The 11,017-nt window shown below is 70.6% G+C and carries 10 protein-coding genes; 8 read left to right on the forward strand and 2 right to left on the reverse strand.

Annotation, left to right across the window (positions count from 1 at the left end; all coding sequences use genetic code 11):
• Positions 1-365, reverse strand: a 365-nt coding sequence (locus ACYU96_RS17245; RefSeq protein ID WP_460755914.1) for a CHRD domain-containing protein, incomplete at its 3' end; no start/stop codon positions are given.
• 174 nt (positions 366-539) lie between these two features.
• On the opposite strand from ACYU96_RS17245, the gene ACYU96_RS17250 reads away from it, so the two are divergent.
• Positions 540-2,006 carry a copper resistance CopC/CopD family protein gene (locus tag ACYU96_RS17250; RefSeq protein ID WP_460756269.1) on the forward strand — a complete coding sequence of 489 codons (1,467 nt, stop codon included), beginning with the start codon at positions 540-542 and terminating at the stop codon, positions 2,004-2,006.
• A 63-nt stretch (positions 2,007-2,069) separates the two neighbouring features.
• On the opposite strand, the gene ACYU96_RS17255 is transcribed toward ACYU96_RS17250, so the two are convergent.
• Positions 2,070-2,873, reverse strand: coding sequence for an IclR family transcriptional regulator (locus tag ACYU96_RS17255; protein ID WP_460756271.1), 804 nt, complete (start codon positions 2,871-2,873; stop codon positions 2,070-2,072).
• 178 nt (positions 2,874-3,051) lie between these two features.
• Between ACYU96_RS17255 and kduI the strand changes: the two genes are divergently transcribed.
• The 7 genes from kduI to ACYU96_RS17290 all read left to right on the forward strand — a co-directional run bounded on the left by kduI (position 3,052) and on the right by ACYU96_RS17290 (position 10,924).
• Entirely contained in the window at positions 3,052-3,870 is an 819-nt protein-coding gene (kduI, locus tag ACYU96_RS17260; protein ID WP_460756273.1) for a 5-dehydro-4-deoxy-D-glucuronate isomerase, read from the forward strand.
• Positions 3,867-4,658 (forward strand): SDR family oxidoreductase, encoded by a 792-nt coding sequence (locus ACYU96_RS17265; protein ID WP_460756276.1) that lies wholly within the window; start codon positions 3,867-3,869, stop codon positions 4,656-4,658. The genes kduI and ACYU96_RS17265 overlap by 4 nt, the downstream gene beginning before the upstream one ends.
• A gap of 66 nt (positions 4,659-4,724) precedes the next feature.
• Positions 4,725-5,807 (forward strand): sugar ABC transporter substrate-binding protein, encoded by a 1,083-nt coding sequence (locus tag ACYU96_RS17270; protein ID WP_460756279.1) that lies wholly within the window; start codon positions 4,725-4,727, stop codon positions 5,805-5,807.
• Between the two features lie 2 nt (positions 5,808-5,809).
• Entirely contained in the window at positions 5,810-6,817 is a 1,008-nt protein-coding gene (locus ACYU96_RS17275; protein ID WP_460757044.1) for an ABC transporter permease, read from the forward strand.
• The gene (locus ACYU96_RS17280; protein WP_460756281.1) at positions 6,814-8,376 is read left to right on the forward strand and encodes a sugar ABC transporter ATP-binding protein; all 1,563 of its coding nucleotides are present in this window, start codon (positions 6,814-6,816) and stop codon (positions 8,374-8,376) included. Before ACYU96_RS17275 ends, ACYU96_RS17280 begins: the two co-directional genes overlap by 4 nt.
• A gap of 2 nt (positions 8,377-8,378) precedes the next feature.
• The gene (locus tag ACYU96_RS17285) at positions 8,379-9,371 is read left to right on the forward strand and encodes an ABC transporter permease (RefSeq protein WP_460756284.1); all 993 of its coding nucleotides are present in this window, start codon (positions 8,379-8,381) and stop codon (positions 9,369-9,371) included.
• Positions 9,372-9,433: 62 nt separating this feature from the next.
• Positions 9,434-10,924 (forward strand): aldehyde dehydrogenase family protein, encoded by a 1,491-nt coding sequence (locus ACYU96_RS17290; protein WP_460756287.1) that lies wholly within the window; start codon positions 9,434-9,436, stop codon positions 10,922-10,924.
• Positions 10,925-11,017: the final 93 nt, after the last annotated feature.

Here is an 11,017-nt window from a genome sequence, read left to right on the forward strand (position 1 = left end):
CCCGGGTCGGTGGTCAGTGAGACCGCGACGCCGCCGTACTGGTCGGCTGCATCGCTGACCTGGAGCGCGCCTTGGAAGCCGCTGCCTTCCTGGCCGTTGTCGGGGCACACGTTCTGCCCGCCGATGTGGATGTGCTGGGCGTGCGGCGCGCCGTCCAGCAGTCCCTGGGTCTCGACCTTGACCTGGACCTGGGTGCCCTCGACCAGGGCCCAGGCGGTGCCCGAGGCTCCCGAGTCGTTGAGCTGGGTGAGCTCGGCGGTGAGCTCGTGGCTGCCGTGGTCGTCCGCGACGGCAGATCCTGCCGCCAGCGGCAGGCCCACCAGGGCCGCAGCCGTCGCAGCCATCGCAAGTCGTGTCGTACGCATAACGTGTCCTCCTGAAAACCGGCGACCAGACATCGCCTGGGTAGGTACACCCAAGGTTCGGAACACTGCCCGATCCGGATGGGCGTCCCCCACGATCCATCGGTGAAGGCATGGCCCCGCGCGCGTTCCGATCGCTACGGTGACCCCTCAGGTCGCGACGTCAAGGAGCTTGTCATGTGCCGATCGACTGCCGGCGCGCGTGCCGCGACCAGGCTCGTGGGCGCAGCATGTGCTGCGCTTCTGCTCGTGCTGTGGGCCTCGCCCTCTGCGTTCGCTCATACGGAGCTCGAATCGTCGGAACCCGCCGACGGTGCCGTGTCCGACGGTGCGCCGGAGGAGGTCCTCCTGCGGTTCACGCTCCCGGTGAGCGTGCTCGGCGAAGGGATCGTGGTCGACGGGCCGTCAGGTACCGTCCCGGTCGACGTCATGCCAGCCGAGGACGGCGCCGTCCTGGTGGCGAAGCCGTCCGAGCCGTTGCCCGACGGCGACTTCACCGTGAGCTGGACCGTTGCCGCTCAGGACGGTCATCCGCTGGAGGGCACCTTCAGCTTCACCGTCGCCGGCGGGGAACCCGCCTCTCCCCCGACCGGACCCGGAGAAGCTGACGACGGAGAGGCCGGCACCGGCGGCAGCGGGAGGAATCACGGCTCCGACCAAGACCCTGAACAGGGATCCGAGCGCGAGACGCGCCACGACATGGACCGCGACCAGAGCGCGATCGCCGGTCCCGCAAGCAACGCTGCGGAGGTGGTTGCCCGCCTCGGCGGTGCGGCCGCGCTCTGGGGCGGTCTGGTCGCCGCGGGCGGCCTGGCCTTCGCCGGTCTCGTGCTGCGGGGCCGCGACGATCAGGACCTGCCCGTCGTGCTCCGAGTCGTCCGGTGGTCGGGGGCGCTGGTCCTCGGCGGCATCGTCCTGCGCGTCATGGCAAGGTCGGTGCTCGTGGCGCACGGTGACCTTGCGGCAGCCGTCTCACCGTCCGCGATCAGCGGGTCGCTCACCAGCACGACGCTCTGGGAGGTCGGCCTGCAGGCTGCCGGTGGCATCGCGCTGCTGACGGGTATTGGGCGCACACTGCGGGGCTCGGGGCTCGCAGTGCTGGGTGCCTTGCTCGTGGGTGCCGGACAGGTCTTCGGCGGCCACAGCAACACCGTCGAACCACGATGGCTCGTCGTGACCGCGGACGTGGCACATCTCGGGGCCGCGGCGACCTGGGTGGGTGGTGTCGTCGTGCTGGGGATCGTGCTGCGCGTGCGCCGCAAGGCCGGCCGTGACCTCGACGCCGCGGTGATGGGGGCCCGCTTCTCCGTGCTCGCGGCCGTGTCGGTCGCGGTGGTCGGCCTGGCCGGGATCATGCTGACGGCCGCCGTCCTCGACCGTCCGGCGCAGCTCTGGGAGACGCGTTGGGGCGTGCTCCTGCTGGCCAAGGTCGCGGTGGTCGCCGTGGTCGGTGCGATCGGCGCGTACAACCACTTTCGCGTCGTGCCCAGGCTCACGGCCAGGCGCGGCACCGTGGTGCGGCATGCGGGACGCTCGCGCCGGGCGGGCGGGATGCTGGCGCGCAGCACGACCCGCGAGACGTGGCTGATGGTCGTGATCGTGCTGATCACGGCCTGGCTGGTCACCGCGTCGACCCAGGAGTGAGGGGTCGTGGTCGGGATGCTCGTCCGAGCACGCCCTCCCGCCTGGCCCGACGTCGCGGCGAGCTCAGCGCACCATGCTGTTCTCGTGCACGGCCGCCAGTCGTGACTGCACGCTGAGCAGGGTCTCGATGATGAGATCCTCCCGCCCGTCGCGGAGCCGGCTGATCGGCACCGCGACACTCATGGCGTCCACGGAGCGGTGGCCGAACGGGAGCGCGACGCCGAAGCAGCGCACGCCGAGGCACGACTCCTCGCTCTCGGTGGCGTAGCCCTGGTGGGCCGCGCGGTCGATGATCTCGAGCACGGCCTCCTTGTCGGTGATCGTGCGTGACGTGATCGCGGAGATCGACTCCGGCACCAGGTCACGCCGCGACTCGGCCGGTACCTGGGCGAGCAGGGCGCGCCCCAGCGAGGTGGCGTACGCGGGCAGCCGGCGCCCGACGGCGGAGTGCATGCGCAGCGGGTGCACCGACTCGCGCTTGGCGGTGTAGATGACGTCGGCGCCGTCGAGGCGTCCGAGGTGGACCGTCTCCTCGGTCGCCGCGGCGACCTCGTCGAGCACAGCGGTGGCGCGTGCCAGCACCGGGTCGCCGTCGAGGTAGGCCGAGCTCACGACGAGCGAGTGGATGCCGAGCTGGTAGACGCTCCCGGTCGGGTCGGTCTGCAGCCAGCCGCGATCGGTCATGGTCCGCAGCAGCGCGTGGAGGCTGCTCTTGGGGATGTCCAGGCGCGTCGAGAGCTGTAGCTGGGTTCCGGGGCCGTTGGCCGCGATGTCGTCCAGCAGGTCCAGGGCACGGGCCGCGGACTTGACCGGCCCGGCGTCACCGGCGCCGGCGGTCTCCCTCTGGAGCTCTTTCTGAAGCGGCATGAACACTCTCCTCTTGTCCTTCTGCGGCGCACCGAGGGCTTCCCCGGGGTGAATACCATGCTACTCCGAGTTCGCATACATGGACAGACTTCGACCCCTTGACCAAAGCGGGGAGTCGAGGCTAGGGTCATGCTCAGTTCACATCTACGAACACAGTTCACAGACGAAAGGTGGCTTCGTGATCCAGGTTCGATATTCGACATCGCCGTCCGTTGCGGAGACGGCTACTACGGCGGACCTGCGAGAGAACTTCCTCGTCGCAGACCTCTTCGTGAGTGGCGAGGTCCGGGGTACGTACACCCACGACGACCGGATGGTCGTCGGCGGAGCGGTTCCCGGTGCCGGACAGGTCGGCCTGCCGGCCTGGGCCGAGGTGCTGGGCACCGAATCTCACCTCGAGCGTCGCGAGCTCGGCGTCATCAACGTCGGTGCCGCCGGCCACGTCGTCGTCGACGGCGAGAAGTTCGAGCTCGAGCACCTCGACGGTCTCTACGTCGGCCGAGGCAGCGAGGTGTCCTTCACCGGGGCCGAGGCGGCCTTCTACTTCGTGTCCGCACCGGCGCACGCCACCTACCCGACCCGGGCCCTCAGCCACAGCGAGGTGGAACCGGTCACGCTCGGCTCGACGGAAGCGGCCAACGAGCGCAATCTCTTCCGCTACGCCTGGGGCCAGGAGGTCGAGACCTCCGTCCTCCAGTTCGGTGTGACCGTCGTGGCCGGCGGTTCGGTCTGGAACACGTTCCCGCCGCACCTGCACAGCCGCCGCACCGAGATCTACTGCTACGTCGACCTCGACGAGCAGGACCGCGTCTTCCACTTCATGGGCAAGCCCGGCGCCACCCGCCACCTGGTGCTCCGGAACCGCGAGGCCGTCATCTCGCCGCCGTGGTCGATCCACTCCGGAGCCGGCACCGGGTCGTACGCCTTCATCTGGGCGATGGCCGGCGAGAACAACACCTACACCGACCTGAGCCCCGTGGCGCTGGAGGACCTGTGACGACGGCCCCGGCCGACGGCCCGGTGACCGCGACACGCTCGCCCTTCGACCTGACCGGCCGGTGCGCCGCGGTGACGGGCGCGGGCCGCGGCCTCGGGCAGGCGATCGCGCTCGGCCTCGCTCGTGCGGGGGCGGACGTCGTCCTGCTGGGCAGGCCGGGCAACCAGGTCGCCACCCGCGACCGGATCGCCGACCTCGGCGTCGGCGTCGACCTCGTCGACCTCGACGTGAGCGACCTCGACGCGGTCGCACGGGTCAGCGCCGAGCTCAACGGCTCGCGCCAGATCGACGTCATGATCAACAACGCCGGGATCATCGACCGCGAGGACTCCGTCGCCGTCGGCCGCGACTCCTGGCAGCGCGTGCTCGACGTCAACCTCAACGGGGCCTTCTTCCTCACCCAGCAGCTCGGGCGGCCGATGGTCGAACGCGGCCACGGGAAGATCGTCAGCATCGCCAGCCTGCTGTCCTTCCAGGGCGGCCTGCGGGTGGTGTCGTACGCCGCCAGCAAGCACGGCATCGCCGGGGTCACCAAGGCCCTGGCCAACGAATGGGGGCCCCACGGCGTCCAGGTCAACGCCATCGCGCCGGGCTACATGGCCACCGACAACACCACCGCGCTCCGCGAAGACGCGGACCGCTCACGCTCCATCCTCGAACGTATCCCGGCCGGTCGCTGGGGCACCGCCGAGGACATCGCCGGAGCCGCCGTGTTCCTCAGCTCCCCCGCCGCCGACTACGTCAACGGGCACGTCCTGGCCGTCGACGGCGGCTGGATGGCCCGCTGACCCTGCCTTCTCTCAACATCAGTCCCACCGCCGGACCCCGGCACCGAACGAAATCGAGGAACGACAATGAAGTTCACCTCTCGACCCACGGCCGCCGTCCTCGGCGTCGCCCTGGCCGCCGCCACCCTCGCGGGCTGCACCGAAACGGCTGTCGGGGGCGGCGACGACGCCGCGACCGGTGCGTGCGACCCCGCCGACGTGACCCTGGTCGGCCAGGTGCGCAACGAGTCCAACCCCTACGAGGCCGCATGGCTGACCGGCGGCGACGCGTTCGCCGAGCAGGTCGGCCTCTCCCAGGAGCGGCTCACCTACGACGGCGACTCGACCCGCCAGCAGGAGCAGATCAGCCAGCTGCTCGCGGGCGACACCGAGTGCCTGGTCATGAACGTCCTGCCGAACGGCGACTCGGACACCCCGCCGATCGTCGAGGGCGCCGAGGAAGCAGGCGCCTACCTCGTCACCCAGTGGAACAAGCCGGCCGACCTCGCCGTCTCCGACTACGACACCTGGCTGTCCCACATCACCTACAACGGCGTGGAGTCCGGCAAGCAGATCGGCGACGCGCTGGCCGAGGCGATCGGTGGCTCGGGCGGCATCGTCGCCCTGCAGGGCATCCTGGACACCGGCGCCGCCAAGGACCGGTTCGCAGGGCTCGAGGAGTCGCTGACGGCCAACCCGGACGTCGAGCTGCTCGACGACCAGACCGCCAACTTCTCCCGCGCGGAGGCCCTGGAGGTGACCAAGACGCTGCTCACCAAGCACGACGAGGACATCAAGGGCATCTGGGCCGCCAACGACGACATGGCGCTCGGCGCGCTCGAGGCACTGCAGCAGGCCGGCCGGACGGACGTCGCGGTGGTCGGTATCGACGCCGTGCCGGACGCGCTCACCGCGATCGAGGACGGCGCCATGACGGCCACCGTCTCCAGCGACGGCCCGTGGCAGGGCGGCATCGGCCTGGCCATCGGATACTGTGTCGCCACCGGTGAGCTGGCTGCCGAGGACATCGCCGACGAGGACCGCGCCTGGTTCGCCGAGCAGTTCCTCATCGAGCAGGACAACGTCGCCGACTTCGTCTCCCCGGAGACCGACGAGTCCGACTTCGCCTGCGACAACCTCTTCAGCCGCTCGCAGGGCGCGATCTCGTGACCATGGCACCCCCCGCCGACACCGAGGTCGTGATCGCGCAACGCCCCCAGCCTCGGCGGGGGGTGTCGCTCAGGGACACCGGTCCCCTGATGGCGCTGGTCGTCATCTTCGGAGTCTTCGCCGTGCTCAGCCCAGGGTTCCGGACGATCTCCAACGTGCAGAACGTCCTGGACGCGGCGGCCGTCCTCGCCGTTGTGACCTGCGGTATCAGCTTCGTGCTGATGATGGGGTCGATCGACCTCTCCGCCCCCGGAATCATGGGAGCGTCTGCGATCGCGGTCTCCCTCCTGGTCGCCAACAACCGTAACGACAACGACCTCGGGCTCCTCGGGGTGGTCGTCGCCGTCCTCCTCGGGGCCGGTCTCGGCTGCCTCAGCGGTCTCGCCCTGGTGTGGCTCAAGGTGCCGTCGTTCATGACGACCCTCGGCGTCTCCGCCGTGGGTCTGGGCGTGGCCACGCTGATGTTCGCGGGCGTGCAGCCCAACATCTCCGACGCGATGCTGGAGGGCTGGGCCGTCGAGCGGTTCCTCGGTCTGGCCCACCTGACCTGGATCGCCTTCGCCTGTGTACTGGCCGGCTGGCTGGTGCAGCGTTACTCGCGCCTGGGCCGGTACGCCTTCGCGATCGGCGGTGCCGAGGAGGTGCTGGCACTCTCCGGGGTGCGGGTCGCGCCGTTCAAGGTGGCGGTCTTCACGATGGCCGGTGCGTTCTACGGTCTCGCCGGCGTGATGGTCACCAGCCAGCTCGGCGCAGGCCTCGTCCAGGCAGGCCGGGGCTACGACTTCTCCTCCATCGCTGCCGCGGTGGTCGGCGGCACGCTGCTCATCGGCGGCCGCGGCGGCATCCTCCACTCCGCGGTCGGGGTCCTGCTGGTGACGGTCCTGACCAACGGTCTCGTCCAGATCGGGGTGAGCCCCTACTGGCAGGGCGGTGTCCAGGGCCTCATCGTCGTCGCGGCCGTCGCGGCGGCCGTCATCCCCCAGCGTCGTAGGAACCAGGTGACGAAGTGACCACGAACCTGCAGACCCAGTCCGAGTCACGAGCGTCGGCACCCGTGCACGCGCTCGAGGTGCGCGGTCTGGTCAAGCACTACCCGGGCGTCAAGGCCCTCGACGGCGTCGACCTGGTCGTGCGCCAGCACGAGGTGCTGGGCCTGGCCGGCGAGAACGGGGCCGGAAAGTCCACGCTGCTCAAGGCGCTGGTCGGACTCGTGAAGCCCGATGCCGGCGAGATCTGGGTGCGTGGGGAGAAGGTCCGGCTCAGGAGCGTCGTCGACGCCGCCGACCACGGCCTCGGCATGGTGTTCCAGGAGCAGTCGCTGGTTCCCAACCTCACCGCGGCCGAGAACATCGTGCTCGGCAGCGAGGGCCTGGGCGTACGCCGCGGCATCTACCGCTGGAGCACGATGCGCCGGCTCGCGCAGGAACAGCTGGACAAGATCGGGTCGCACATCGACCCGCTCGCCCGGACCGACACCCTGAGCTTCGCCGAGCGGCAGATGGTCGAGATCGCCAAGGTGCTGCGCATCGAGGAGCGCACGTCCCACCCGCCGGTGATCATCCTCGACGAGCCCACCTCGGTGCTGGAGTCGAAGGAGATCGAGACCCTCTTCACCCAGGTGCGCCGGCTGCGCGAGTTCGCGTCCGTCGTCTTCGTCTCGCACCGGCTCGACGAGGTGCTCGACGTCTGCGACCGCGTCGCGGTCATGCGGGGTGGCCTGTCGGTGGGCGAGGTGTCCGCAGCGGGCGCGGCCCCGGCCGAGCTGCACCGGATGATGATCGGCTCGACCGGGTCGGACGACCACTACCATGGGGCGGCCGCCGAGCCGTCCGGTGAGCACCGCGAGCCCCGCCTCGCCGTGCGCGGCCTGTCCGGCAAGACCTTCAGCGACGTCGACCTCGACGTGCACGCGGGAGAGATCGTCGGAATCGTCGGTGTCCACGGCTCCGGCCGCGAGGACGTGTGCCGGGCGCTCTTCGGCGCCGAGCCCACCACGGCCGGCGAGGTCGTCCTCGACGGCCAGAAGCTCGACCTGTCCGGCACTCGTGCGGCGTGCGCCGCCGGCGTCGGATATGTCCCGGCCGAGCGCAAGACCGAGGGAATGGTCGGCCCGATGTCTGTCGCCGACAACATGACGTTCACCAAGCAGCAGTCCCGCTGCACCGGCCCTCTGATCCGGCCCGGGAAGCAGGCGACGCTCGTGGACCGGTGGATCGAGCGGCTCTCGATCCGCACCCCGCACCGGGGCACCGCGATCCAGCGCCTGTCGGGCGGCAACCAGCAGAAGGTGGTCCTGGCCCGCTGGCTGGTGAGCGGCGACGTCCGGCTGCTGCTGCTCGACCATCCCACCCGCGGCCTCGACATCGGGGCGCGCTCGGAGGTGTACCGCCTGATGCGTGAGCTCGCCGGCAGCGGCGTGGCCACCGTGCTGCTGGCCGACAGCCTCGAGGAGGCGATCGGCATGTCCGACCGGATCGTCGTGATGAGCGATGGCCGCGCGACCACGGAGGTCGCCGCCCCTGCGGGGGACAAGCCGACCCCGCTCGACCTCGTCAAGGAGATGGTCTGAGCATGTCCACGCCTGTCCTCACCACGCCGGCCACCGACCCGGCCATCAACGCCCGCCCCACCGTGGGGCAGCGACTCACGTCGTTCATGCCGGTCATCGCGCTCGTCGTGCTGCTGGCGGCGCTGACCGTCGCGGACCCCGGCTTCATGACCCTCAGCAGCCTCACGGCCGCGATCCAGACGTCGGCGCCGCTGGTCGTCCTCGCGGCCGGCGCCACCCTGGTGGTGCTGTGCGGGGGCATCGACCTCTCGATCGCCGCGCTCTGCTCGCTGGCCACGGTCTTCTTCGCGCTGTGGCTGCCCGACCTCGGCGGGCTGACCATGCTCGCGATCATCGCGGTCACCGGCGCGATCGGGGCGCTGCAGGGCGTCGCCCACGTGCTGCTCCGCATCCCGTCGTTCATCGTCACCCTCGGCGGACTGAGCATCTTCAGCGCGATCGCCCTGGTGATCTCGGACGCCGGCCCGATCCGGGTGGTCGACCGGGAAGCCACCAACTGGCTCACGCTCTACGTCGGCGGCGTGGTGCCGATGGCCTTCGTCGTCGCGCTGGTCGTCGTCGTGGTCGTGTCGCTGGCCCTCCGGCTCACGCCTCTCGAGAGCTGGATCCGGGCCACCGGATACTCCGAGGCGGCGGCCCGGCTGGGCGGCGCGCCTGTCGACCTCGTGAAGATCGCCGCCTTCACCGTGTCCGGCGCGTGCGCCGGCCTGGCCGCGGTCATGCTCGTCTCCCGGAACTTCAGCGGCAGCCCGACCATGGCGGACAACCTGCTGCTCCCGGCAGTGGCGGCCATCGTGGTGGGCGGCACGGCGATCACTGGCGGGCACGGCTCGCTGTGGCGCAGTCTGGCCGGAGCGCTCGTCGTGACGCTGCTCCGTGTCGGCCTGCCGATCGTCGGCGTCCCGTCGGCCTACGAGCAGATCCTCTACGGCGCGATCATCGTCGCCGCCGTCGCGCTCACCCTCGACCGGTCGAAGGTGCTGATCATCAAGTAGTGCCTCTGCGCCGACCCGGCCCTCTCCCCGACCCCGAACACCGAAACCACGGAAGGCTCTCCATGTCCGAGAACTCCCACCTCCTGCCCGCCGTCTCCTCGTTCCTCTCCTCGCCCCGGCAGCTGCTGATCGACGGCGAGTGGGTGGACGCCAAGGACGGCCAGACCTTCGCCACGGTGAATCCCGCGACCGAGGAGGTCCTCGTCCAGGTCGCCCAGGCCTCGGCGGTCGACGCCGACCGTGCGGTCGCGGCCGCGCGCCAGGCTTTCGAGGACGGCTCCCCGTGGTCGAAGATGTCCCCGCGCGACCGCTCGCACCTGCTGTGGCGCATCGGCGACCTGATCGAGGAGCGCACCGAGGAGTTCGCGCAGCTCGAGTCGCTCGACAACGGCAAGAGCCTCGCGTCCGCCCGGGGCGACGTCGGCGTGGCCGCCGAGCTGTTCCGCTACTTCGCCGGCTGGGCCACCAAGATGGAGGGCACCACGATCCCCATGTCGGTGCCGGGCCGCGACTTCCACGCCTACACCCGCCGTGAGGCCATCGGCGTCGTCGCCGGCATCGTGCCGTGGAACTTCCCGCTCACGATGGCCGCCTTCAAGATCGTCCCGGCGATCACGGCGGGCAACACCGTGGTGCTCAAGCCGGCCGAGCAGACCCCGCTCACCGCGCTCCGGCTCGGCGAGCTGCTGCTCGAGGCCGGTGTCCCGGCCGGTGTGGTCAACGTCCTGCCCGGGTTCGGGGACGCGGGAGCCGCCCTGGTCGACCACGCGGACGTCGACAAGGTGGCCTTCACCGGCAGCACCGAGGTCGGCAAGAAGATCGCCGCCGGCGCCTCGAAGAACCTCAAGAAGGTGTCGCTGGAGCTCGGCGGCAAGGCGCCCAACATCATCTTCGCCGACGCCGACCTCGACGCCGCGATCGCCGGCGCCGCTCTGGCGGGCTACTTCAACGAGGGCCAGTGCTGCGTCAACGGCTCGCGCCTCTACGTCCAGCGTGAGGTGTTCGACCAGGTGATCGAGGGCGTTGCCGCCGCGGCCAAGGCCATCAAGGTCGGCGACGCCTTCGACCCCGCGACGACGATGGGGCCGCTGGTCTCCCAGGAGCAGCACGAGAAGGTCATGGGCTACGTCCGCGGGGCGGTCGCCGACGGCGCCACGCTCGCCGCGGGCAGTCCCGACCCGGCCGCCGACCACGGATTCTTCTTCTCCCCGACCCTCATCACCGGTGTCACCGAGCGGATGGCCGTGCAGACCGACGAGATCTTCGGTCCCGTCATCACCGCGATCCCGTTCGACACCGAGGACGAGGTCGTCGCGGCGGCCAACAACACGGTCTACGGGCTGGCGGCAGGCGTGTGGTCGCGCGATCTCAGCACGGCCCACCGGGTCGGGAGCAGGCTGCGGGCCGGCACGGTCTGGCTCAACACCTGGCACGCGGACGACGTCACCCTCCCGCGGGGCGGCTTCAAGCAGTCCGGCTGGGGTCGTGAGCTGGGGTCGTTCGGCCTCGAGGACTACACGGAGCTCAAGACGGTGATCGCCGAGCTCCGGTGACAGAACTCCGGTGAGCGCGCACCACAGGCGCTGATCCGGGACAGGGGAGAAGCAGGAGAGCAGGAAGACCCAGAGTCGGGTCTGGGCAGCCGG

The organism is Myceligenerans cantabricum (genome assembly GCF_054777735.1).